This window comes from Kluyvera chengduensis, from assembly GCF_044197065.1.
In the GTDB taxonomy this organism is placed as follows: Bacteria; Pseudomonadota; Gammaproteobacteria; order Enterobacterales; family Enterobacteriaceae; genus Kluyvera; species Kluyvera ascorbata_C.
On record NZ_JBIQOI010000002.1, the window covers coordinates 711545 to 737240 of the forward strand.

Sequence of the window (25696 nt, forward strand, 5' to 3'; positions counted from 1 at the left end):
TTATTCCTTTCAGGCTGCGGTAATCAGCCAGCAGTTGTGGATTTGACGGTTACGGGCGAAATCCTGAGACTGTGTTTTTTGGGTAATGTCTTGTGCTTTCAGTCCCAGTTCTGCCAGGCCGTCGTGGTCCATACGGAAACCGCGTTTGTTATTGGAGAACATGATGGTGCCGCCTTTACGCAGCAGGCGTTTCAGATCTTTCATCAGACGCAGATGGTCGCGCTGAACGTCAAACGCATCTTCCATACGTTTGGAGTTTGAGAAGGTTGGCGGATCGATAAAGATAACATCGAACTGTTCGTCGGTATCGCGCAGCCATGCCAGCACGTCCGCCTGCATCAGGCGATGCGCGCGGCCGGTTAAGCCATTAAGACGCAGGTTACGCTCCGCCCACTCCAGATAGGTACGCGACATATCCACGGTAGTGGTCGAACGCGCGCCGCCCAGACCTGCGTGCACGCTGGCGCTGCCGGTATAGGAGAACAGGTTCAGGAAGTCTTTGCCCTTGCTCATTTCACCCAGCATACGGCGGGCGATACGGTGATCGAGGAACAGGCCGGTATCGAGGTAATCAGTCAGGTTGACCCACAGGCGCGCGTTGTATTCGCTCACCTCCATAAAGTCGCCCTTCTCGTTCATCTTCTGATACTGGTTTTTACCCTTCTGACGTTCACGGGTTTTCAGCACCAGCTTGTTCGGCGCAATACCCAGCACGGCGATGGTCGCGGCGATAATATCAAACAGACGCTGACGCGCTTTATTGGCATCAACGGTTTTCGGCGGCGCATATTCCTGCACCACGACCCAGTCGGCGTAGCGGTCAACGGCCACGTTGTATTCCGGCAGGTCGGCGTCGTACAGGCGGTAGCATTCAATCCCTTCCTGTTTGGCCCACTTCTCGAATTTCTTCAGATTCTTACGCAGACGGTTGGCGTAATCTTCTGCCAGAGATGCAGGCTTCTCACCGGTGGTTTCGGTCAGATGGTAGTTTTTCTGTACGCAGTCCAGCGGGCCGTTTTTGGCTTTAAACTGACGCTCGGCGCGTAGCTGCAGGCAGCTTAACAGCTCTGGAGAGGCGCTAAACAGCGACAGATTCCAGCCGCCAAAGTGGTTTTTCATATTGCGGCCGAGCAGGCTATGCATCGCAATCAGCGCTGGTTCGCTTTCCAGGCGTTCGCCGTACGGCGGGTTGCTGATAACGGTACCGTAAGGACCTTTCGGCAGCGGATTGGTCAGCTGCGCCACGTCTTTCACCTCAAAGGTGATAAGTTCGCCAATACCCGCGCGACGGGCGTTGCTACGCGCCAGCTCAACCACGCGGCTGTCGACGTCAGAGCCAAAGAAGCGCGATTCATAGGCGGCAAGACCGGCACGAGCGCGAGTCTGGGCATCGGCTTTTACTTCTTTCCAGACTTCATCGTCATGCTGCGCCCAGCCGCTGAAGCCCCAGTGGCCGCGGTGCAGCCCAGGCGCACGGTCAGTCGCCCACATCGCTGCTTCAATTAGCAGCGTACCGGAACCACACATTGGGTCGAGCAGTGGCGTGCCCGGCACCCAGCCGGAGCGCATAACGATAGCGGCCGCCAGGTTCTCTTTGATGGGCGCCATACCGGTACGATCGCGATAGCCGCGCAGGTGCAAACCTTCGCCGCTCAGATCGAGAGAGATATAGGCGGTCTCTTTGTTGAGACGCACGTTAATCCGCAGATCCGGATTGTCGCGATCGACGTTCGGACGCGGTAGTTTTTTGCGCGTAAAGGCATCAACGATCGCATCTTTTACCTTCAGCGCGCCGTACTGGCTGTTACGAATGCTATCGTTCAGGCCGCCGAAGCTGACCGCGAAGGTGGCATCCGGGGTGAAGATAGAGGTCCAGTCGATAGCCTGTACGCCAAGATAAAGATCGAGATCGCTCCAGACGCTACATTCTCCCAGTGGCATCATAATGCGCGACGCCAGGCGGCTCCACATCAGGCTTTTGTACAGAAGCTGCGTGTCGCCCTGGAAATGGACGCCGCCCTGGGCAATCTGGCACTCTTGGGCGCCCAGGCCTTCCAGTTCAGTTTTTAACAGCTCTTCCAGCCCACGGGCCGTACTGGCAAACAGAGAATTCATATCGTCACTTTTACTCGCAGAAAATTGTTGCGCATTATAGCCAATCTGCGCCCCATGTCATAAAGTTAAAGGCTTATTTTCGACTCAGGGACAGCGTTGTGGCTACATTATCGCGGCTTTTTATACATCCGGTGAAATCCATGCGCGGCATCGGGCTTACGCACGCCTTCGCCGATATTAGCGGTATGGCGTTTGACCGCATTTTCATGATCACCGAGCCTGATGGCACCTTTATTACCGCCCGTCAGTTCCCGGCGATGGTGCGTTTTACCCCTGCGGTCCTTCACGATGGTTTACACCTCACCGCGCCCGACGGCAGCAGTGCGTTAGTCCGTTTTGTGGATTTCGTCGGTCAGCCGTCGCCAACCGAAGTGTGGGGCAACCATTTTACCTCGCGTATTGCCCCCGATGCTATCAATCAGTGGCTCACGCCATTCTTTAAGCGCGATGTCCAGCTTCGCTGGCTGGGCGATGACCTTACCCGTCGCGTTAAGCGCCACGACGCGGTGCCGCTCTCATTCGCCGATGGTTTTCCGTTCCTGCTCACCAACGAAGCGTCGCTACGCGACCTGCAGCAGCGCTGCCGCGCCAGCGTCCGCATGGAACAGTTCCGCCCTAATCTGGTGGTGACCGGCGCGCAGGCCTGGGAAGAAGACAGCTGGAAAACGCTGCGCATTGGCGACGTGATCTTCGATGTTGTGAAACCATGCAGCCGCTGTATCTTCACGACTATCAGCCCAGAGAAAGGGCAAAAACACCCGGCAGCAGAACCACTGAGTACGCTACAGTCATTTCGCACTAACCCCGCCAACGGCGATGTGGATTTCGGTCAGAACCTGATTGCCCGCAACAGCGGTGTGGTTCGCGTGGGCGATGAAGTGGAAATTCTCACCACCGGCCCGGCCATCGTGTACAGCTCAGGGAAAAGCGACGAGGCGTTGGCCCCGCAGACGCAGCAGGATGCGCTCGTGGAGATTGACTGGGAAGGCCGTTCCTTTACCGGGAATAATCAACAGATCTTACTGGAACAGTTAGAGCAACAGGGCATTCGCGTCCCCTACTCTTGCCGGGCGGGTATCTGCGGCAGCTGCCGCGTGACGCTGCTGGACGGAGAAGTGAGCCCGCTGAAAAAAAGCGCGATAGCGAACGATGGTACGATTCTTAGCTGTAGCTGCGTGCCGAAAACCGCACTGAAGCTGAAGCTTTAAACCGCCTGCTCCAGGCTGTAACCGTCCAGCCCCGGCTGAGGTTGCAGCCTGTCGTTCATCACTTTGATAGGGTCGCCAAGCTGCATGGTGCGACCAGCCAGTACCAGCCCCGGCTGTGCCAGCAGACATAGCGCGGCGTTTTCGCCCGGCTCAACCACCAGCAAATTCACCTGACTATCATCGTCACTTAACCAAACGGCTGCGGCATCACCGATCACCGGAGACCAGCTATCTTCATGCGCGCGGAAATGCCAGCTTTTCGGCATTTGGGGTTTGAGGAAGCGAATGGCGACGAGGGCATTAAGAATTAGCTCAGCACGATGTTCTTTTGAAAGCACCAGATCACGGCATTTCTCTTCAAAGGAGAAATAAAGCGCGGCATCGTCAACGCAAAAACCGGTTGGCGCAAAAGCATCGGGTGTTAACATCCGGCGAGCAAAACGCGAACGAAACAACATACCATTGGCTAAATCGAGCATCATTCGATCGTGCTCTTCATCATAATACCAACGCCAGTTATCATCAGGTTTAATTCGCATTTTACTCCCCCGTCATATTCGCATCCAATGCATTGCCTGTTCTTCCGCTGCGTTACTTTGTCTTAAATAATAAAAGACCAATATGTTTAAATAAGCAACAGTAGGGAAATATAATGCAACCAGGGCCGGAAATAAAGCCCTGGATCACAATACTGGGAAAAATACTAGATGTGGGTAACGATTTCTTTAATCAGCGGTGGGCCTTTAAAAATAAAACCGGAATAGATCTGTACCAGAGACGCACCGGCTGCCATCTTCTCACGCGCTGCAATCACCGAGTCGATACCGCCAACGCCAATAATAGGTAATTGGCCTTTTAATTCGGCGGACAACATACGAATAATTTCGGTGCTTTTTAATTGTAATGGACGACCACTTAAGCCACCCATTTCATCGCAATTTTTCATCCCCTGAACCAGAGAACGATCCAATGTAGTATTGGTCGCAATCACCCCATCAATATTATGGCGAACTAAACTATCGGCCACCTGGATCAACTCTTCATGAGAAAGATCCGGCGCGATCTTCACCGCCACTGGAACATATTTATGATGCTTTTGTTCGAGTTCAGATTGCTTATTTTTAATACCGGAAAGGAGATCGTCAAGCGCATCACCATATTGCAGCGTACGCAGCCCTGGGGTATTTGGTGAGGAGATATTAATCGCAATATAACCCGCGTAAGCATAGATTTTTTCCATACAAATCAGATAGTCATCTTTGCCCTGCTCTACTGGCGTATCTTTATTCTTACCAATATTAATACCCAGGATCCCGTCGAAATGCGCTTTTTTCACGTTCTCGACCAGGTTATCAACGCCGTGGTTATTGAAGCCCATACGGTTGATCAACCCTTCGGCGTCGACCAGGCGGAACAAGCGCGGCTTGTCGTTACCCGGTTGTGGACGCGGCGTGACGGTACCTATCTCAATAGAGCCGAATCCCATCGCCCCTAAGGCATCGATACATTCGCCATCTTTATCCAGACCTGCGGCCAGACCCAGCGGATTTTTAAACGTCAGCCCCATGCAGGTCACCGGTTTTTCCGGTACTTTTTGACGCACGAGTGCTTCCAGCGGGGTGCCGGTGACGCGACGTAATTGTTGGAACGTTAATTCATGAGCGCGCTCTGGATCGAGCTGAAAAAGTGCTTTACGAACGAAGGGATAGTACATGAACTCTCCTGGATTCCCGGTGTGCAAACCGGGGGCGTATTATGTGCGATAACGCTCAAAAATGGAATTGACCTATGGCAAAAAAAACGCAATCGTTTTCCTTCAATTCAACCTTTACTCCACCCTGCATATGCATTTTCTGGTAATCCATCATCAGAAAAAGTATTTCGCCCTGGGTTTCCCCTCTGACACACTGATGCAAATGTTATCAATTTTAGATTAATGTTTGTTTTTAGTTATAAGGAGAGACCATGCGCGTCATTACTTTAGCAGGCAGCCCCCGTTTTCCTTCTCGCTCCAGCGCCCTGCTGGAGTACGCCCGGGAGAAACTCTCTGCCGCCGACGTTGAAGTTTTCCATTGGCATTTACAGAACTTCGACCCCGAAGATCTGTTTCACGCCCGCTTTGACAGCCCCGCGCTGCAAACCTTAACCGAGCAGTTGGCTCACGCCGATGGCTTGGTTATTGCCACGCCGGTCTATAAAGCCTCGTTTGCTGGCGCATTAAAAGCGCTGCTGGATCTGCTGCCCGAGCGTGCGCTTGAAGGCAAAGTCGTGCTGCCGCTGGCAACCGGCGGCACGGTGGCGCATATGCTGGCAGTGGATTACGCCCTGAAACCGGTTCTGAACGCGTTGAAGGCCCAGGAGATCCTGCAGGGTGTCTTTGCCGATGATAGTCAGGTGACCGATTATCAGCATAAGCCGCAGTTCAGCCCAAATCTGCACACCCGTCTGGACAGCGCGCTGGAGACATTCTGGCAGGCATTGCATCGGCGGGATATCCAGGTTCCCACGTTAAGTTCCGCGCGAATCACCGAACATGTTTGATAAAAAAAACGCCGCAGGCAAAACCAGCGGCGTTTTTGTTTGTATATAAATGTAGCCCGGCCGAGCAAAGCGACGCAGGGAGTACTACCGGGTTTCCCCGGAGTCGGCTCACGCCTCGTCCGGGCTACCGGTTATGCTAATGCTTTAGCAATCTTCTCGTACAGATCGCCGGACAGGTTTTCCAACCCTTTCAGCTGTTCCAACGCGGCACGCATTAACGCCTGACGCTTCGCATCATAGCGTTTCAGGCGGATCAGCGGCTCAATCAGACGCGAAGCCACCTGCGGGTTTTTGCTGTTCAGGATGGTGAGCATTTCCACCAGGAACTGATAGCCACTGCCGTCTGCCGCATGGAACGCTGCCGGGTTGCTGCCGGCAAAGGCACCAATCAGCGAGCGAATGCGGTTCGGGTTGTTCATGCTGAATGAACGGTGGTTCAGTAGCTTACGTACCGTGGCCAGCACGTCATCTGCCGGGCTTGTCGCCTGCAGAATCAGCCATTTATCCATCACCAGGCCGTCATGATGCCATTTGTCATCGTACTCTTGCATCAGCGCGTCGCGGCACGGCAGTTCAGCCGCCACGGCAGCAGACAGCGCCGCCAGCGCATCCGTCATGTTATCGGCATGATGGTACTGATCGCTCACCAGCTTATCGCCAAGCTCACGGTCGCCAAATGCCAGATAGCGCAGACAGGTATTGCGCAGCGAACGCTTGCCGATGTCGGCATGCTCTACGCGATAGCTGTCGAGCTTGTTGGCGTTATAAACCGCCAGACATTCGTCGGCCAGTTCAGTCGCCAGCGTACGGGTCAGCGCTTCGCGCACCGCAGCGATGGCGATAGGATCGATAATCTCGAACAGCTCAGCAATTTCGCTCGCTGATGGCAGCGTCAGGATTTCAGCCGCCAGCGCCGGGTCGATGTGCTCATCCAGCAGAATCGCGCGGAACGCGTCGGCCACGTGGACCGGCAGCGACAGCGGCTGGCCCTGCTGATGGCGAGCGACGTTCAGCTTGATATAGGTTGCAAGCAGGCTCTGCGCCGCATCCCAGCGGGAGAAGTCATTACGCGCATGACGCATCAGGAACGTCAGTTGCTGATCGCTCCATTTATATTCCAGCTTAACTGGCGCTGAGAACTCGCGCAGCAACGAGGGTACCGGCTGGAAGTAAACGTTATCGAAAACAAAGGTCTGTTCGGCCTGGGTCACGTTCAGCACGTGATGCACCGGATGCCCGTCTTTCTGCAGCGGGATCACCTTGCCTTCGTTATCGTACAGTTCAATGTCGAACGGAATATGTAGCGGGAATTTTTCATCCTGCTCAGCGGTCGCTGGCGTACGCTGACGAATGGTCAGCGTGTACTGCTCGGTTTCCGGGTTGTAGTCGTCATGCACGCTAACAATCGGCGTACCGGCCTGGCTGTACCAGCGGCGGAAATGCGACAGGTCAACGTTAGACGCATCTTCCATCGCCTGCACGAAGTCATCGCAGGTCGCAGCGCTGCCGTCGTGACGTTCGAAGTACAGCTGCATGCCTTTCTGGAAGTTGGTTTCACCCAGCAGGGTGTGCAGCATGCGGATAACTTCCGCCCCTTTCTCGTACACCGTCAGGGTATAGAAGTTATTCATTTCAATAACTTTATCCGGACGGATTGGGTGCGCCATCGGGCTCGCGTCTTCTGCAAACTGCAGGCCGCGCATGGTGCGCACGTTGCTGATGCGGTTTACGGCACGTGAACCTAAATCAGAGCTGAATTCCTGGTCACGGAAAACGGTTAAGCCTTCTTTCAGGCTTAACTGGAACCAGTCGCGGCAGGTGACGCGGTTACCGGTCCAGTTATGGAAATACTCGTGGCCAATCACGCGTTCGATATCGAGATAGTCTTTATCCGTTGCGGTATCGGTCCGCGCCAGTACGAATTTGGAGTTAAAGACGTTCAGCCCTTTGTTCTCCATTGCGCCCATATTGAAGAAGTCGACGGCGACAATCATATAGATGTCGAGGTCGTACTCGAGGCCGAAACGATCTTCGTCCCACTTCATGGAGTTTTTCAGCGAGGTCATCGCCCACGGCGCGCGGTCCAGATTGCCGCGGTCAACGAACAGCTCCAGCGCTACTTCACGGCCAGAGCGCGTTTTAAAGGTATCGCGCAGTACGTCGAAATCACCGGCAACCAGCGCAAACAGGTAGCATGGTTTCGGGAATGGGTCCTGCCACTGTACCCAGTGACGGCCATTTTCCAGCTCGCCCTCGGCAACGCGGTTGCCGTTAGAGAGCAGGAACGGATATTTGGTTTTATCGGCAGAGATTTTGGTGGTGAAACGCGCCAACACGTCCGGGCGGTCAAGATACCAGGTAATGTGGCGGAAGCCTTCGGCTTCACACTGAGTGCAGAGCGCTTCGCCAGACTGATACAGCCCTTCTAACGCCGTATTCGCCGCTGGGCTGATTTCATTCACAATCTTCAGGGTGAAACGTTCTGGCAGGCCAGCAATAACCAGGTTGTTATCTTCTTCTTTATAGTTGTCCCACGGCTCGTCATTAACGTGAAGGGAGATCAGGGTTAAATCTTCACCATTCAGACGTAGCGGTACATCAGACGCTGCGTGGCGGGAAACCTGGCTTTCCGCGGTCACGATGGTTTTTGCGGCATCCAGGTCAAAGGCCAGGTCAATATCACTAATCAGGTAGTCCGGCGCACGGTAGTCGTGGCGGTACTTGGCTTGGGGCTGTTGTGTCATAAAAAACCTTTAGCATCTTTTGTAAATGTCACCTCCAGTCTATTCCTGTTGTGTTAAACGCGCTACGCAGAATCTTCATCTTTTCCAGTCAAATAGGGAAAAATGATACATTTGCGTAACACACCGCACAAAACGCCATGGTGACTCTTCGTGCCTTATGGTGTGATCGGGGTTCAATAAATCGTTAAACAAGGTATACTCCAGCGATTCTCCCCTGTTGTTTATTGTACTAAACGCTCCTGTGAGAGGATGCTACTGCGCACCATGACACAATTCGCTTCTCCTGTGCTGCACTCGCTGCTAGACACAGATGCCTACAAACTGCATATGCAGCAGGCTGTGTTTCACCACTACTACGACGTAAACGTAGCGGCTGAATTCCGCTGCCGTGGTGACGATCTGCTGGGCATTTATGCTGACGCTATTCGCGAACAAGTCGAAGCCATGCGTTCACTCACCCTGCAGGATGTCGAATACCACTGGCTCTCTCGTCTTCCTTTCTTTAAACAGGATTACCTGAACTGGCTGCGTGATTTTCGCTACGACCCGCAGCAGGTCACCGTCACCAATGATAACGGCAAGCTGAATATTCGCCTCGAAGGCCCTTGGCGCGAAGTTATTATGTGGGAAGTCCCGCTACTGGCGGTGATTAGCGAGCTGGCTCATCGCTACCGCTCGCCAGAAACCGGCGTGCCGCAGGCGCTGGAGATGCTGGAGCGTAAGTTAGTCGACTTTAATCAGTTGACCGCTGACATTGATATGTCGGCCTTCAAGCTGATGGATTTTGGTACCCGTCGCCGCTTCTCTCGTGAGGTTCAGGAGGCCATTGTCAGCCGCCTGCAGCAGGAGTCCTGGTTTACCGGCACCAGCAACTACGACCTGGCGCGTCGTCTGTCGCTCACTCCGATGGGGACGCAGGCGCACGAATGGTTCCAGGCGCATCAGCAAATCAGCCCCGATCTCGCCACCAGCCAGCGCGCCGCTTTGGCTGCCTGGCTTAAAGAGTATCCAGATCAGCTCGGCATCGCGTTAACCGACTGTATTACGATGGATGCCTTCCTGCGTGATTTTGGCCCGGAATTCGCCACTCGCTATCAGGGGCTACGTCATGATTCTGGTGACCCGTTTGAGTGGGGCGAGAAAGCCATTAAGCACTATAAAACGCTGGGCATCGACCCACTCAGTAAAGTGCTGGTATTCTCTGATAACCTGGACTTAACCAAAGCCGTCGAGCTATATCGCCACTTCTCGTCACGCATCAATTTAAGCTTCGGCATCGGTACACGCCTGACCTGCGATATTCCTCAGGTAAAACCGCTGAACATTGTTATTAAGCTGGTTGAGTGCAACGGCAAACCGGTGGCAAAACTCTCTGACAGCCCAGGTAAAACTATCTGTCACGATAAAGCCTTTGTTCGCGCTTTACGTAAAGCATTTGATCTTCCGCAGATCAAAAAGGCGAGTTAATCACCAAAGGGAGCCCTATGGCTCCCTTCTTATTTAATTATTTCTGAAAACACCCCTTCTCCATGCTAATTCTGCTTGTCTGATAGAAGATGACAGGTAACATAGATATCCCCCGCCGTTCCGGGGAAAACGATTTTTTTATTGGACTACGAATAGAGAGACTATTATGAGCGTTGTGCCTGTAGCCGACGTACTCCAGGGCCGCGTAGCCGTTGACAGCGAAGTCACCGTGCGCGGCTGGGTACGTACCCGCCGAGATTCAAAAGCTGGCTTTTCCTTCCTCGCCGTCTATGACGGTTCCTGCTTTGATCCTGTACAGGCCGTTATTAATAATTCTCTGCCCAATTACAATCAGGAAGTACTGCGTCTGACTACCGGCTGCTCCGTGATTGTCACCGGCAAGATAGTCGCCTCTCAGGGCCAGGGCCAGAGCTTTGAAATTCAGGCTTCCAGCGTTGAAGTGACCGGCTGGGTTGAAGATCCGGACACCTACCCGATGGCGGCAAAACGCCACAGCATCGAGTATCTGCGTGAAGTCGCGCATATGCGTCCACGTACTAACCTGATTGGCGCGGTTGCTCGCGTTCGCCACACGCTGGCGCAGGCGCTGCATCGCTTCTTCGACGAGCAGGGTTTCTTCTGGGTTTCTACCCCGCTGATTACCGCTTCTGATACCGAAGGCGCAGGTGAAATGTTCCGCGTTTCTACGCTGGATATGGAAAACCTGCCGCGTAACGATCAGGGCAAAGTCGATTACGACAAAGATTTCTTCGGCAAAGAAGCCTTCCTGACCGTTTCCGGCCAGCTGAACGGCGAAACCTATGCCTGTGCGCTGTCGAAAATCTACACCTTCGGCCCGACCTTCCGCGCTGAAAACTCCAACACCAGCCGCCACCTGGCGGAGTTCTGGATGCTGGAGCCGGAAGTGGCATTCGCCGATCTGGAAGATAACGCCCGTCTGGCAGAAGCGATGCTGAAGTACGTCTTCAAAGCTGTACTGACCGAACGTGCAGACGACATGAAGTTCTTCGCTGAGCGCGTAGATAAAGATGCTATCGACCGTCTGGAACGTTTCGTGACCGCCGATTTCGCACAGGTGGATTACACCGATGCCGTAACCATTCTGGAAAACTGCGGTAAGCAGTTTGAAAATCCAGTCTACTGGGGCGTTGATCTCTCTTCTGAACACGAACGCTATCTGGCAGAAGAGCACTTCAAAGCGCCGGTCGTTGTGAAAAACTATCCGAAAGAGATTAAAGCGTTCTATATGCGCCTGAACGACGACGGTAAAACCGTTGCCGCAATGGACGTACTGGCTCCGGGCATCGGCGAAATCATCGGCGGTTCTCAGCGTGAAGAACGTCTGGACGTTCTGGATGCACGTATGGCTGAAATGGGTCTGAATAAAGAAGACTACTGGTGGTACCGTGACCTACGTCGCTACGGCACCGTTCCGCACTCCGGATTTGGTCTGGGCTTCGAGCGTCTGATCGCTTACGTTACCGGTGTACAGAACGTCCGTGACGTTATTCCATTCCCAAGAACGCCGCGCAGCGCCACGTTCTAAGTTTATTATCTGCTAAAGGCCAGCCATCGCGCTGGCCTTTTTTTGCCCGCGACTGTAAAGAAATCTTTTTTAAATTTAACAAAATTAAACATCAACCCCATCCCTGGTGGCGTTTGTTACAAGCCATGTCATCGCAATAATTCTGTACGAATTTTAGCCTAAAATCTCTTGCGGTTCAGATTTCACTCATCCCTTAGCATATTTATTAAACAAGCACACAGCTATCCAGATGGCTAAAAATAGCCATAGCAAAAAGTTTGCATCGTACGCATTGGTAATAAGAAAAGGTGTTATACAAATAAAAGATAAGGAATTCATATTGATAGATAAGTAACGGTTCAATAATTCCGCACCTGTATCAGAACTTTGAGATAGTTCACAAAGTTCCTTAAAATTCACAAATTGTTACACATAATTTCTTTTGCTTACGCATTCTCGATGTTTGTAGCATTTTCAGGCTAGCGGAAGAACGTTTTGAATGGAAAGATGCCTCTCAGACACATAAAGACACCAAACTATCATCAATAGTTCCGTAAATTTTTATTGACGGAAGTAATTGGCGGCAGTGGCGAGTGTCTATAAAAAAAAACCTAATGAGGGTAATAAATAATGATGAAGCGTAATATCCTGGCAGTGGTAATCCCTGCCCTGCTGGTAGCTGGCGCAGCAAATGCTGCTGAAATCTATAACAAGAATGCCAACAAACTGGACTTCTACGGTAAAGCAGTTGGTGAGCACATTTGGACCACCAACGGCGACACCGCCAGCGACGACACCACCTATGCACGTATCGGTTTCAAAGGCGAAACTCAGATCAACGATCAGCTGGTGGGTTACGGTCAGTGGGAATACAACATGGACGCCTCCAACGCGGAAGGCTCCCAGGGCAACAAAACTCGTCTGGCGTTCGCTGGTCTGAAATTTGGCGATGCGGGTTCTCTGGACTACGGTCGTAACTACGGCGCTATCTACGACGTCGCTGCTTACACCGATATGCTGGTTGAATGGGGCGGTGACTCCTGGGCTGCTACCGACAACTTCATGAACGGTCGTTCTTCTGGCCTGCTGACCTATCGTAACAGCAACTTCTTCGGTCTGGTTGATGGTCTGAGCTTCGCGCTGCAGTACCAGGGTAAAAACGACCGTAACAGCCCAATCGTTGTTGATTATGATGATGCGAGTGGCAATGCCCAGAGCTACAACCTGAGCGGTAACGGTGCGAAAGCGAACGGCGATGGTTTCAGCACTTCTGTTCAGTACGAATTCCTGGAAGGCTTCAGCTTTGCAGCTGGTTACGAGACTGCTGATCGTACTAATGCTCAGGTAAAACCAGCATCCTTCACCATTCCAACAGGCCCGAACGCAGGTGATGTTCACACTTCAGCCAGCGCTGGCGGCGACCGTGCTGAAGCATGGTCAACTGCATTCAAATATGACGCTAACAACGTCTACGCTGCTGTAATGTACGCAGAAACTCTGAACATGACTCGCGAGCCAGACAGTAACTTCGCGAACAAAACTCAGAACATCGAAGCTGTGGTTCAGTACCAGTTCGATTTCGGTCTGCGTCCATCCATCGGCTACGTACAGTCTAAAGGTAAAGACCTGATCGCTCGTGGCGATTTCAAAGGCGGCGATGCTGACCTGGTTAAATACATCGAAGTGGGCTCCTGGTACTACTTCAACAAGAACATGAACGTCTATGCGGCGTACAAGTTCAACCTGCTTGATGACAACACTTATTCTGTAGCAAGCAAACAAGCGACCGACGATCAGGCTGCTGTCGGTATCGTTTACCAGTTCTAATCAGCACACCCTCTTTGTATATGCCTAGAAAGCAGGACTTCGGTCCTGCTTTTTTACGTTCCTGAGATGAAGATCGTATCTTTTGAAAACCTTCGCGCTTTTAATCTCTAACGGTTGGCATTTTGTAAATCTACCGTTAACCTGATACCGGATTTCCCCCGAACTTATAAATGGAACCTCGTCATGTTTGAGAACATTACAGCCGCCCCTGCCGACCCAATTCTGGGCCTGGCCGATCTGTTTCGTGCCGATGACCGCCCGAGCAAAATCAATCTCGGGATTGGTGTATATAAAGATGAAACCGGGAAGACGCCGGTTCTGACCAGCGTAAAAAAAGCTGAACAGTATCTGCTGGAAAATGAAACCACCAAGAACTATCTCGGCATTGATGGTATTCCTGAGTTTGGTCGCTGCACGCAGGAACTGCTGTTTGGCAAAGGTAGCCCTATCGTTAGCGATAAGCGTGCTCGCACCGCACAGACCCCAGGTGGTACCGGCGCACTGCGCGTCGCGGCAGATTTCCTTGCGAAAAATACCGATGTGAAGCGCATTTGGGTTAGCAACCCTAGCTGGCCGAACCACAAAAGCGTCTTTGGCGCGGCGGGCCTGGAAGTACGTGAATACAACTATTACAGCGCCGAAAAACATGCGTTAGATTTCGACGCGCTGCTGGCAAGCCTGAACGACGCTCAGGCAGGCGATGTGGTGCTGTTCCACGGCTGCTGCCATAACCCAACCGGGATTGATCCAACGCTTGAGCAATGGCAACAGCTGGCTCAACTTTCTATTGAAAAAGGCTGGCTGCCGCTGTTTGACTTCGCTTACCAGGGATTTGCCCGCGGTCTGGAAGAAGATGCAGAAGGCCTGCGTGCGTTTGCCGCGCTGCACAAAGAGCTGATTGTGGCGAGCTCGTATTCCAAAAACTTTGGCCTCTATAACGAACGCGTGGGTGCCTGTACGCTGGTAACCGCTGACGCAGACACTGCCGATCGCGCATTCAGCCAGATGAAAGCGGTTATTCGCGCTAACTACTCCAACCCACCGGCCCACGGTGCATCCGTTGTCGCCACCATCCTCAGTAACGATGCCCTGCGCGCTATCTGGGAACAAGAGCTGACCGATATGCGTCAACGCATTCAGCGTATGCGTCTGCTGTTTGTGAATACGCTGCAGGAAAAAGGTGCCAACCGCGACTTCAGCTTTATCACCAAACAGAACGGTATGTTCTCCTTCAGCGGCCTGACCAAAGAACAGGTTCTGCGTCTGCGTGAAGAGTTTGGTGTTTACGCCGTGGCCTCTGGCCGCATTAACGTTGCTGGGATGACCCCAGACAACATGGCACCGCTGTGCGAAGCTATCGTCGCCGTGCTGTAATATTCGGCCGGGCTATCGGGTAGACATAAAAAAGGCCGCATCAGCGGCCTTTTTTGTTTTCTTACCAGACGGGAAGCTCATCCTGCAGGAACGGGTTATGTTGACGTTCGTATCCAATCGTCGACATCGGCCCATGCCCGGCAATAAACTTCACGTCATCGCCTAGCGGCAGCAATTTACGCTTAATCGCATCAATCAGCTGCGCGTGGTCACCTCGCGGGAAGTCGCTGCGCCCTACGCCGCCTTTAAACAGCACGTCACCGGAAATGAGCAGTCGTGCATCGTTACCAAAAAACACGACGTGTCCCGGCGTATGGCCAGGGCAGTGCAGCACCTGTAACTTCACGTTACCTACGCTGACGGTGTCACCCTCATTAAGCCAGCGATCTGGCGTCAGCGGCTGGCAATCTTCAAGGCCAAACATCCTGCTTTGCGCCGGCAAACCCTGCAACCAGAATTCATCTTCTTTTTCCGGCCCGATAACCGGCACACCGTAATGCTGAGCCAGTTCAGCCGCCGCACCCACATGATCGAGGTGACCATGGGTCAGCAAAATTTGCTGCAACGTCACGCCAGCTTCAGCAACCTTCTGTTTGATGGTTTCAGCATCACCACCGGGATCGACCAGGGCCGCCAGTTTGGTTTGCTCACACCAAATCAATGAACAGTTTTGCGCGAACGCCGTGACCGGAATAATACGATAATTCATGCTGCTCCTGTTTATACTCATCACCGCTCAGATACATCAGTGAACCTGAACTGTCGGGCGTAGAGTTACCAGTGCCGAACCGGACCGGTATCAATATGCACAAAGTTGCTACGAGGGTAATATCCTACACCACCTGCGCGCATAGATAACGCTGCTTTGCGTATATTACTTAACGAAATACCTTCAATATGGAAATCCATTGCCTGACCTTTCGTGTGATAGCTCTTTTTCGCTACCCCACTGCTGTGCGCTCGCAGCTCATTATTGGTATCAATAGAACGATACCCGGAGATTAATTGCACAGGCTTATTTGTTCCTAATAATCCCTGAAGGCGATAGAGCTGATCAAACAAAGAAGGATCGATGCTCTTTATTTTATTCGCGCGATAGTCACGGAAAAAATGGTTTAGTTTTGCTAATTCATCCTGAATATAGCCTCGGCCGTCAAAAAACTCGGCTTTTAGCAACTCACCCGTATGTAGATTACTCAACGTTAAAATACGCGGACGAGGGGTCGAGAGGGTCGCAAGCGCAGGCGTGGGTAAGATGGCGGCAGCGCCCAGCGCAACCCCACCTAACGCCAGCAGTTTGCGGCGATTAGCGTCAAATTTGTCCATGATAATCAGGTCTACAGTCAGTAAATGTGATCGAAATATATGCACTTCTGGCGCACGTATTGCACCTTACCGGGCATCAAAGCCAGCGTCAAGGCAGCCTGTAGCGTAGAAAGGCCAGCCTCAGAGGTTCGGGGCTGGTTCCTACGCTTTTTATTCGACCACTACATTACCTGAACTACTTCATTTATCTGATTAATTGTTCCGCTTTTGGCAAAATTTGTGCGCCGGATCGCGCCGTAACGTCGTAATTGTAAATATCTGTTCGATATTGTGTCTGACCATCAGCACCAACAAAGGCGGTCAGATAATAGAGATTAACCGGAATATTCTGCCGGATATTAACGTAACGGGTATTACCTTCCTTCAATGCATCAGATATACGCGTGTCATTCCAGCCCGCATCCTGTAACAGCATATTTGCTAAATCAGAGGCTTTATTAACCCGCACGCATCCAGAACTTAATGCTCGGGCATCTTTCTGGAATAGATTATGGTTAGGGGTATCGTGCAGATAAATCGCATCTGAGCTTGGCATATTAAACTTATAGCGGCCCAAGGAGTTATGGTCGCCAGGCGCTTGCTGGAAACGGAACGGTAAATTTGACGGCGTGATCGTTGACCAGTCCACGCGCCACGGATCGATGGTTTCTTTACTGTTCCAGCCGCGCAACACGGTATAGTTATGACGTTCCAGATAACCCGGGTCATTGCGCAGTTTTGGCAGAATATCATTGCGCGCCAACGTCGGCGGGACATTCCACGGCGGGTTAACGACCACATTGTTCAGCGCGCTGCTCATCATCGGCGTTTTGCGATCGGGACGACCGACAATCACCCGCGAGGCCAATGCTTCGTTACCGTTCAGGTAATAGACCAGCGAATATGCCGGAATATTCACCATAATCCCGGTAGAGACTTTCCCAGGAAGTAGACGCAGACGTTGAATGTTTAGCGCCAGTACGCCAGCACGTTCCGCGGAAGAGACGTTCAGCCAGTCGCGAGTAGAAGCACCAATAACCCCATCAGCACCGAGACCTTGCGCTGCCTGGAAGCGTTTAACCGCATCCACCAGCTGACGGTCGTAGGCCGCAGGCCCGCTTTTCGCTACTTTTTTCGTTTTGCCAACGTTATCACCCGGTAGCGGGATCGCCGGACTGGTATCCAGCACGCCATTCCGCTGCAGGATCTCACGTAATGCAGGGACATCACTGCTCCATTGCCCTGGTCGTAATGACGCCGTCGACGTCAACTTAGGCCACGGGCGGGTATCTCCCACCAGCGCCAGCAACGCCTGATGCATCGCCGCATACTGCGGATGCTTCGGTGCAAGTGAGGCAATAAACGGCACCAGCGAACCATTATCCAGCGCCGTCTGCCACTTGTTTATCACCGACAGCGGCGGTGTCGCCAGTGTGTAAGGTTTATCGCTGTACAGCCAGCGATTCCCCTGAACGGGAATGCCACTGATAAAATGCAGGTAGCCCATCAGCGCATCGGAGAGCACGATATCGCGCGCCATGCCGCTGACGTTAGGATTAGTGAGCAGTTCAACCCATTGGGTAAACTGTGGCTGGAAACCGGCAATAGCCACTTCAGCAAGCTGCTGCTGGAAAGCGCGAACCGCCTCGCGGTTCTCCCACATCGGTTTCATTTCGCGGGCAGCGTACAGCGTCACCAGCGGGTTCATATAGACGGGTTGGTAGCCGGCAGGCAGTATCGACTGGATCTCAGCACGGCTTTTTGCCGCTGCACCATCCGCCAGTGGCTGAGTGCCGACAAGGTTTGCCATCACAGGCGATTGCGCGCCAGGCTGGAGCAGTACCGGAGAAGGTTCTGCAGGCAGTGCGCTACTGTCAGACGGCACCAGTTCTGGCTCGGCTGCAGCAGCGGTAAACAGTGGAGCAAACGTCATTGCCAGACACAAACTTACCGCTGACAACCGACGACCATTTTCTTTTTTCAGCAACATCCCTTGCCCCCTGTTAAATATACGAATACCCGTAATGTGGGCTTACCTTCAGTATATAAAGACAAAACATTTTTTGCCCGGTCAAATGTAAAGAAGTCTAAAGATAATAACGCGCTATAGGCTAAATACGGATAACAAAAAAGGCGACATAAATGTCGCCTTACGTTCCGTTTTCGGATTATGCGTTATTTCCCGAGGTCGCTACGCTCCCCTGGTCGACATGCTACGATGCATCGGCGGTGCCTGGCAGCGTTTCCGGCAGCTGTGCGGCGAAGCCTCGCAGACCAACAACGTGAACGTGTTCGTGGTTATTGACCACTTTACGCACCAGTTTGTAGGTTGTGCCTTTCTCCGGACTGATGTTTTCCGGCGCAGCGATAATCAACTGCATCTCCAGACGTTCACACAGTTCGAACAGCGTGGCGATGGAACGGGCATCCAGACGCGCAGCTTCATCAAGGAACAGCAGACGGCACGGAGACAAGTCTTTACCACGCAGACGACGCGCTTCATCCTCCCAGCTCTGTACCACCATCACCAGAATCGACATCCCGGTACCGATAGCTTCACCGGTAGACAGCGCACCGGATTCCGCACGCAACCAGCCGTCGGAACCACGGTTAACCTCAACTTCCATCTCCAGATAGCTACGGTAGTCGAGCAGCTCCTCACCAATGGTTTGCGGCGTGCGCTGGCCCATGTCGATTTGCGGATTCAGGCGTTGATACAGCTTCGCCAGCGCTTCAGAGAAGGTCAGGCGATTGCTGTTGAACAGATCCTGATGCTGCTCGTGTTGCTCAGACAGCACATCCAGCAGCGTCGAGTGGGTTTCGCGGACGTTCACGTTTAGACGCACGCTGTTAACCTGGCCAAACGACACGCTCTGCAGACCCTGGTTCAGTTGGCGGATACGGTTCTGCTCGCGCTGAATGGTTTTGCGGATGATATTTGCCACGCTTCGGGAGCTGATCGCCAGCTTCTGTTCGCGGTTGGTCAGCTCTTCCGTCAGGCGGCTCAGCTCGATTTCCATCTGTTCGATGGCTTCAACCGGGTCGTCGGTGCGGATGATATCCTGGCGAATACGTTCGCGCAGGTGCTGATAAACGGCGACGAAGAACTGGATCTTACGTTCCGGACGTTTCGGGTCTTCCGACATACGCAGCACATCGCGCAGGTGTTCGTTGTCCGCCACGGCCAGGCGCAGCGCACCCAGCGCCTTATCCGACATGGAGCGCAGATCGTCGGCGGAGAGATAAGCCAGCTCGCGACGGTGCAGACGACGTTCAACGTTGTTGTCTTTCACCAGACGCATCACCGCGCACCAGCCCGCTTTCGCGCTAACTACCTGCTCGCGCATTTCGAGATAATCACGTTCCAGTTTACGCAGCTTACGGGTCAGGTTATCCATCTCCGCTTCGCAGAAGGTCAGCGCTTTTTCCAGCTGATTACGGCGCGTACGGTTGTTACTTAACTGGGCATGCAGCTCGTCGCGGCGAATACGCGCACGTTCTTCGGCACCGGCATCAGCGCGAACGCCAATATCTTTCAGCTCTTTATAGAGGTCGTTAAGCAGCTCTTTTTTGGTGTCATAAGAACTTTTCAACGATGCCAGCACCTGGCTGTACTGACTCACCTGGGCGGCGTGAGTACGCATTGCTTCACGGGCGCGGCTACGTTCGCTTTCCGCCTGCGCCAGACGTTCACGCAGTTTTTCGTTGAGATCGCTGTTGCCGGAGAGCATCTCCGCCGAATCGGAATAGCCAAAGTGCGCGCGACGCTGTACCACTTCCGTCAGGGCAAACGCCTGCTGACGCGCTTCGCGCTGCACCTGCTGTGACCAGGCATAATCTTCTTTCAGCTGTTCAAACTGCTCCGGATCGTTCTGCAGAACAGAAGCGATTGGCTCCAGTTTCGCCAACTGATTACCGTGCTGCTGAATGAAGCGCGCGGCTTCCTGAGCTTCGTCCAGGCGTTCCTGAATTTCTTCAACGCGGTCAGCCAGCGTGTCGTCGGCCAACAGGCTCAGACGCGGCAGCAGGCGGTTAAGCAGGGCCACGCCCTCTTTCGCCTGCTCGTACTGTGCCTGCTGCTGTTGATTGTCGCTTTCATGGCTGCTGAGCGCACGTTCCAGCTCGTTGCGACGGGTGTTTAGCCTGCGGATTTCCGCTTCCGGATCGTCCTCAAACGCTACCGACAAATGGCTGCCGATAAAGCGGCTGAACGCCTGGTGCAGACGCTGGGTTTTCTGGACGTCGAACGACAGGGTCGCAAAACGCTCGGACAGCCCTTCACGCTCGGCGTGCAGGCTCTCAATGCGGCTTTCGCGCGCGGCACGGCCAAACAGCGGTACCGATGGGAAGCGGGAATAACGCCATTGGCGGTCGGAGGTTTTCACCACCACCGCTTTTTCCAGTTCATCGACGTTGAACACGCTGTCATCGAAGGACTGCGGATCCCCTTCAATCAGGTAGAGATCTTCCGGGCAATCTTCCAGCCCTTCCAGATACTCGGCGATCTGCGACAGATCCGGTACCACGATAGCGTGGCGAGACGGCCCGTATAACGCGGAGAAATACGGCGCATCGTCGAGGCTAACGTCATCATAAATTTCGGACAGCAACACGCCGCCAAAACGTTCAGCCAGCGCATTAAGGCGTTGATCTTCAGAACCCCCCGGCTGGCTAAGACGCTCAATTTCATCATCGACGGCACGTTTACGCGCGCCTACTTCATCGCGTTCAACGATGGCTTCGCGTTCACGTTCCAGCAGCTGTTGCAGGTATTCGGTGACATCCTGGCTGGACTCAAACTGCTCGCCGCTCTGCTCGCATAGCTGGCTTAAGCTGTTTTGTGCCGCCAGCCATACCGGTGCGCGATGCATCAGCGCGGAGATGCGCGATTGCAGCTGTTCCTGCTCCTGGCGCAGTGCCATGCGCTGTTCGCGGGCATCGGTTACACAGTCGCTCAGCGCGGCGATACGCGCTTCCAGCTCGTGATGCAGCTTTTCGAGTTCGTCGATACCGTACTGTTTGCCCTGACGCTTGCAGAAATCAGCCAGCAGACGTTCGGCTTCCTGCTGCTCACGCAGGCGCTGTTCCAGCTCGTTCAGACGGCTGCGCAGTGGCTGCGCTTGCTCCGCCAGGTGACGCTGGTTGACGCCGTCGCGCAGCAGTTCACGCGCCACTTCCCAGGCTTCGTTACGCGCCAGCGGGCCGTTAATGGCCTCAACAATCTGGAACGCCTGTTCAAACTGGCTGTGCGCCGTCTGCGACACGCTCATTTTTTGTTCAAGGGTGAGCAGTTTTTCCGTTGCTTCCTGCTCTTTAGCCTGGAAGGTTTCCAGCCACTCCCCTGCGCTTTCCGGCGTTAAGTCCGGCAGATGACAAAGCGCTTTCGCACGTTCCAGCGCTTGTAGCGCCTGCGTGTACTGAATGGCGCGGGTCTGCTGGACGTCCAGCGCCTGCTGGTAGTCAGCAAGCTGGCTTTTCAGCTCATCCACTTCCAGTTCAGCGGCTTCCGCGCGCGCTTCACTCTCTTCTTGCTGTTCGGCAGCTTCGGCTACGACTTCATTCTGCTCTTCCAGACGAATTTGCAGCTCGTCTAAGTCCGCTTCGTAGCGTTCAATCTTTTCCTGTTGACGCAGTGCGGTCTGCACCAGGTTCAGGTGGTCGCTGGCGGCCTGATGATCGGCTTCCAGATCCCCTTCCGCTCCGTTGTGTTCCTGCAGCTCACGCGCCATATCAACGTGCTTATACTGCTCTGCCGCCAGCTGAGAGCGAGAGGTATACAGTTCGCGTCGGTATTCCAGCGCTTTATCAAGATGCACACGACGCTCATTAGCGTGGCGCATGTAGTCCGCGGCCACGTAGTCGGTGGCTTCAGAAATCAGATGCTTAAACAGGTCTCGGTCGGACTGGGTGACGCGAATCGCTTCCAGCGTCATGCGGTTTTCACGCAGCGCCGCTTCCATATCCTGGAAGGCTTTACGCACACCGCTGTTTTCCGGCAACAGGTAGTCGCGCAGGGAACGGGTAATCGCGCTAGAAATACCGCCGTACAGCGAGGCTTCAATCAGGCGGTAGAACTTGCTACGGTCAGCCGCTGAGCGCAGGCGACGGGCCACAATGCCCAGATCGAACATCAGCGCATGGTAATCGGTAATCGAGTTGAACTGCTTGAACTGCACGCCTTCGATGGTATCGAGCTTGTCTTTCAGCTCTTGCAGGCTCAGTACGCGCGCCTGGCGCTCGTTCAGCGTTTCGGTCAACAGTTGTGTAGGCTGGATGGAGGTCGGCAGCCCCTGAATCGCAAACGGTTTGATGTCGACTTTACGGTCGCGCCCGGCAACCTGCTGTAGACGCACGCCCACTACCACACGCTGATGACGTGAGTTCATCACGTCCAGCACAGAATAACAGACACCGGCTTTCAACTTACCGTGCAGGCCTTTATCGCGAGAGCCGCTGGTGGCCCCGGCTTCCGTGGTGTTACGAAAGTGCAGCAGAGTTAAGTCAGGGATCAGCGCCGTGACGAATGCCGCCATGGTGGTGGATTTACCGGCACCGTTACCGCCCGAGAGCGTAGTCACCAGTTCGTCTAAATCGAAGGTACGGGCAAAGAACCCGTTCCAGTTAACCAGCGTTAGCGAACGAAATTTACCGCGATCGATCATTACTCTTCCTCCCCGCTATCCTGCTGATTGTCGTCGTTCTCGTCATTGAGCTGCAGATGGTTTTCGATAGCCATCGCTTCGCCATCACGAATCATGCGTAGCTGCGCTTCCCGCGCGTCGTCGCCGGAGCGAACGTCAGCACCGAAGCGGAACACCGATTCGGTGATGCGGAATTTACTGCTGTCATGACCCATAAACCACACCATCCCGAGACGGCGCAGACGGTTCAGTGAGGAGCGGACTTTCTCTTGCAGCTTCTGACGGTCAAGATCGGAACCGGTGGAGCGGTTATTGACCAGCTTCAGCAGTTTGGCTTCGTCGGCCAATGCCAGCAGTTCGTCATACAGCTCCTGCTGGGTGAAGATGCCTTCGTTAGCCAGACGTTCCGGACTCAGGTACAGGTAGCAAAGAATTTTGCCGACCATCATGTCTAGTTCGGATAAGACCGAGCGAGGAATCAGCGTGGTAGAACGCGGACGCAGATAGAAGAATCCTTCCGGCGCGCGAATCAATTCCACGTTATAGCGAGCATAAAACTCTTCCAGATACTCCTGGAAATCCATTAAAAAGGCGTGGTTGTCCAGTTCATCCAGACCGATGTGACGACCACCGCGCAACGCACTATCCAGCGCCGGGAAAAGGGGATTGGCCAGGGCCTGTGCCAGTTTGACCGGCATCACTTGTTCAATATTTATCGATGACATGCGCCTGTACCTTGGCTCCGTAATCATTAATCGACTGCCATTTAGCCGGCAGTCCGGTGAAATCTGCTTGCGCCACGCCCAAACGTACGGCCTGGTCTACCACGATCCTCGCCACGTCGAAGTGACGCGCACGCGGATACTGCACCAGGTATTCTTTGACCACCAGACCGAGGTCCAGCGGCAGCTGTTTGGTTCGATAGATAGCCAACTGTTCTTCAATTAGCGCGGCGAGCTGTTCGCGAATTTCGTTAAATTCTTCGTACTCTAAATCCGGCGGAAGTTCCCCGGTAACCTCTTCATCGCGCAGCGTCATCTCTTCATCACGCATATCGAGCAGACGGTCGGCGCTGGCATAGGTGAGCGCCCATGGCGCGTCGAAGTAAGACTGCACCGACTGGCGCAAACGCTGAGCAAAGACGCGGTTTTTATCCATATCGATAGCGGTACGGATAAATTTATGCACGTGGCGGTCGTAGCCAATCCACAGGTCAATCGCCTGCTGGCCCCAGCTTACGATACGGTCAAGCTTGCTTTGCAGATCGAACACTAAACGATCGACAAAGTGCAGATCGTTATGACTCAACGTAGCATCCTGAATACGCAGCAAGTTGGCCTGTAGCTTGTCGCCTGCGGCATCTAACGTATCCTGCAGTTCGCGTAGGGTGCCGGAGGTTTCAGAAAGCAGCAGTTCACAGCTGGAGATAGCCGCGCGCCAGTCTTTATTCAGCAACTGCGCGATGTCGTCTTTCACCGATTGCTGCTGCTCATCCATAATGCGCTGCGTCAGATCAATGCTGTCAAAAATCTCGGCCACTGAGTATTTCAGCGGGGCGTAGACGTTTCGATGCCAGTGAAATTCATCGCCACCCTCGTCGGCGGCGTCCGCCGCACGCTTCAGCTCGCTGGCAACAATCGACAGCTGCATGGAGAGGCGCAGAGTGGAGAATTCACGCTGACGAATATAATAGTCGGTGATGCCAATCCCCAGCGGAGTCAGACGATAAATGGCGTTGCCTTCCGTGATTTCGCTGGTAAAGCGGTTCAGCAGACGTTGGCGAACCAGGTCGTTAATCGCGTTATTGGCACGCGTCCCGATGGTTTCACTGGTTTGCTCAAACGCATCACTGACGTGACGGAACGCGTCCACCAGCTCGCCTTCCGTCATTTCACCTTCCAGTCGTTCTCCGTTCAGCGTTGCAATAGCCAGCAAAAACGAGAGCCTATCGACGGGTAGCGAAATGGCGAAATCATTTTTCCTGGCCCAGGCAACCAGTTCGGGGACTGTCTGGGAAAATTCACTCATCGTTTATCCTTGTTTCTGTCTGCGGCTTCAGCGCGGTGACATGAATATAGCGCCCCAGGCTAATATAAGGTTCCTGGCGGCAATAGCGCGTTTCAAGCTCCAGCAAAATATCAAAACTGTTTTTTTGCATCTGTTTATCGCGCAAATAGTCATGAAACACCCGCACACCGGTTTTCCCGTCAATTTGCCAGCCACTCTCTTCCAGCCAGCGATAGACCTGCTGCGGATCGCGCGGGTAGTTCGGCGACAGCGTACGTCTTTTCTTTTTCGGCATGCCTAACGCCACGTAGTCGAAGTTGCCGACCACCATGTTACGCATCAACAGACCGTTTGCATTGTAGAACATTAATGATAATGCGCCGCCCGGACGTAGCACCGACCACAGCGTGTTAAGCACGTCCTGCGGTTCGGCCACCCACTCCAGCACAGCATGGAACAATATCAGATCAACCGGGCTTTCCAAATGCTCAGCCACATCCTGGACCGCGCATTGTACGAAATGCATGTTGTGGCTCACACCTTTCTCGCAGGCGGCCTGAGTTGCCCGAGCGATCATTTCTTCAGAAAGATCGCATAGCGTGACGTGATGGCCACGTTCCGCCATTTTGATGGCCGTCTGGCCTTCACCACCGCCGGCATCGAGGATACGCAGCGGCTGCGGCCCCATTTTAGCCAGCAGCGCGTCAAGATCTTGCCACAGAATAGCCTGGCGCAGCTGTCCCTTCGTGGTGCCGTATATATTGCGGGAAAACTTATCCGCAATGTCATCGAAATTGCGATCCTTCACAGGACATCCTCACATCGCCAGTGACAAAGGGGCTATTTTGTCACACCCACGGCGATAATGAAGCTATCTGGTGTAATATCGCTGCATTCATACGGTTGGATGGTTAAAAAAGG

At 53.6% G+C, this 25696-nt stretch carries 17 protein-coding genes; 6 read left to right on the plus strand and 11 right to left on the minus strand.

Annotated elements, in window-relative coordinates; translation table 11 throughout:
- Nucleotides 1-9: 9 nt before the first annotated feature.
- On the minus strand, nt 10-2115 hold the full coding sequence (rlmKL, locus tag ACH1XZ_RS09060; RefSeq protein WP_395595267.1) for a bifunctional 23S rRNA (guanine(2069)-N(7))-methyltransferase RlmK/23S rRNA (guanine(2445)-N(2))-methyltransferase RlmL: 2106 nt from the start codon (nt 2113-2115) through the stop codon (nt 10-12).
- Nucleotides 2116-2213: 98 nt separating this feature from the next.
- Here rlmKL and ACH1XZ_RS09065 point away from each other — a divergent pair, with 98 nt between their 5' ends.
- The gene (locus ACH1XZ_RS09065; RefSeq protein WP_395595268.1) at nt 2214-3323 is read left to right on the plus strand and encodes a YcbX family protein; all 1110 of its coding nucleotides are present in this window, start codon (nt 2214-2216) and stop codon (nt 3321-3323) included.
- On the opposite strand, the gene zapC is transcribed toward ACH1XZ_RS09065, so the two are convergent.
- Both zapC and pyrD read right to left on the minus strand, forming a co-directional pair.
- Entirely contained in the window at nt 3320-3862 is a 543-nt protein-coding gene (zapC, locus tag ACH1XZ_RS09070) for a cell division protein ZapC (RefSeq protein ID WP_395595269.1), read from the minus strand. The two genes, ACH1XZ_RS09065 and zapC, sit on opposite strands and share 4 nt — an antisense overlap.
- Before the next feature lie 164 nt (nt 3863-4026).
- A complete protein-coding gene (pyrD, locus tag ACH1XZ_RS09075; protein WP_035892411.1) occupies nt 4027-5037 on the minus strand; it encodes a quinone-dependent dihydroorotate dehydrogenase in 1011 nt (336 codons plus the stop codon).
- A 251-nt stretch (nt 5038-5288) separates the two neighbouring features.
- On the opposite strand from pyrD, the gene ssuE reads away from it, so the two are divergent.
- Nucleotides 5289-5864, plus strand: a complete 576-nt coding sequence (gene ssuE, locus ACH1XZ_RS09080) for an NADPH-dependent FMN reductase (protein WP_395595270.1) — start codon at nt 5289-5291, stop codon at nt 5862-5864.
- Between the two features lie 131 nt (nt 5865-5995).
- Here the strand turns inward: ssuE and pepN are convergent, their stop codons facing one another.
- Nucleotides 5996-8608: an aminopeptidase N gene (gene pepN, locus ACH1XZ_RS09085; protein WP_395595271.1), complete on the minus strand. Its 2613-nt coding sequence runs from the start codon at nt 8606-8608 to the stop codon at nt 5996-5998.
- A 264-nt stretch (nt 8609-8872) separates the two neighbouring features.
- On the opposite strand from pepN, the gene pncB reads away from it, so the two are divergent.
- From pncB to ACH1XZ_RS09105, 4 genes are all read left to right on the plus strand, one after another.
- Nucleotides 8873-10075: a nicotinate phosphoribosyltransferase gene (pncB, locus tag ACH1XZ_RS09090; protein WP_395595272.1), complete on the plus strand. Its 1203-nt coding sequence runs from the start codon at nt 8873-8875 to the stop codon at nt 10073-10075.
- A 166-nt stretch (nt 10076-10241) separates the two neighbouring features.
- A complete protein-coding gene (asnS, locus tag ACH1XZ_RS09095) occupies nt 10242-11642 on the plus strand; it encodes an asparagine--tRNA ligase (protein WP_395595273.1) in 1401 nt (466 codons plus the stop codon).
- Nucleotides 11643-12251: 609 nt separating this feature from the next.
- Nucleotides 12252-13448 carry a porin gene (locus ACH1XZ_RS09100; protein WP_395595274.1) on the plus strand — a complete coding sequence of 399 codons (1197 nt, stop codon included), beginning with the start codon at nt 12252-12254 and terminating at the stop codon, nt 13446-13448.
- Between the two features lie 183 nt (nt 13449-13631).
- Complete coding sequence (locus ACH1XZ_RS09105; RefSeq protein ID WP_395595275.1) at nt 13632-14822, plus strand: amino acid aminotransferase; 1191 nt, start codon at nt 13632-13634, stop codon at nt 14820-14822.
- 61 nt (nt 14823-14883) lie between these two features.
- Here the strand turns inward: ACH1XZ_RS09105 and ACH1XZ_RS09110 are convergent, their stop codons facing one another.
- The 7 genes from ACH1XZ_RS09110 to cmoM all read right to left on the minus strand — a co-directional run bounded on the left by ACH1XZ_RS09110 (nt 14884) and on the right by cmoM (nt 25583).
- Entirely contained in the window at nt 14884-15531 is a 648-nt protein-coding gene (locus ACH1XZ_RS09110) for an MBL fold metallo-hydrolase (protein WP_395595276.1), read from the minus strand.
- 65 nt (nt 15532-15596) lie between these two features.
- Nucleotides 15597-16148: a DUF882 domain-containing protein gene (locus ACH1XZ_RS09115; RefSeq protein ID WP_395595277.1), complete on the minus strand. Its 552-nt coding sequence runs from the start codon at nt 16146-16148 to the stop codon at nt 15597-15599.
- Between the two features lie 184 nt (nt 16149-16332).
- Nucleotides 16333-18117, minus strand: a complete 1785-nt coding sequence (gene ldtD, locus ACH1XZ_RS09120) for a L,D-transpeptidase (protein WP_395595278.1) — start codon at nt 18115-18117, stop codon at nt 16333-16335.
- Nucleotides 18118-18340: 223 nt separating this feature from the next.
- On the minus strand, nt 18341-22789 hold the full coding sequence (gene mukB / locus ACH1XZ_RS09125; protein ID WP_395595279.1) for a chromosome partition protein MukB: 4449 nt from the start codon (nt 22787-22789) through the stop codon (nt 18341-18343).
- A complete protein-coding gene (gene mukE, locus ACH1XZ_RS09130) occupies nt 22789-23493 on the minus strand; it encodes a chromosome partition protein MukE (protein WP_395595280.1) in 705 nt (234 codons plus the stop codon). The genes mukB and mukE overlap by 1 nt, the downstream gene beginning before the upstream one ends.
- Entirely contained in the window at nt 23474-24796 is a 1323-nt protein-coding gene (mukF, locus tag ACH1XZ_RS09135; protein ID WP_395595281.1) for a chromosome partition protein MukF, read from the minus strand. The genes mukE and mukF overlap by 20 nt, the downstream gene beginning before the upstream one ends.
- Entirely contained in the window at nt 24789-25583 is a 795-nt protein-coding gene (gene cmoM, locus ACH1XZ_RS09140; RefSeq protein WP_123651311.1) for a tRNA uridine 5-oxyacetic acid(34) methyltransferase CmoM, read from the minus strand. The genes mukF and cmoM overlap by 8 nt, the downstream gene beginning before the upstream one ends.
- Nucleotides 25584-25696 lie beyond the last annotated feature (113 nt).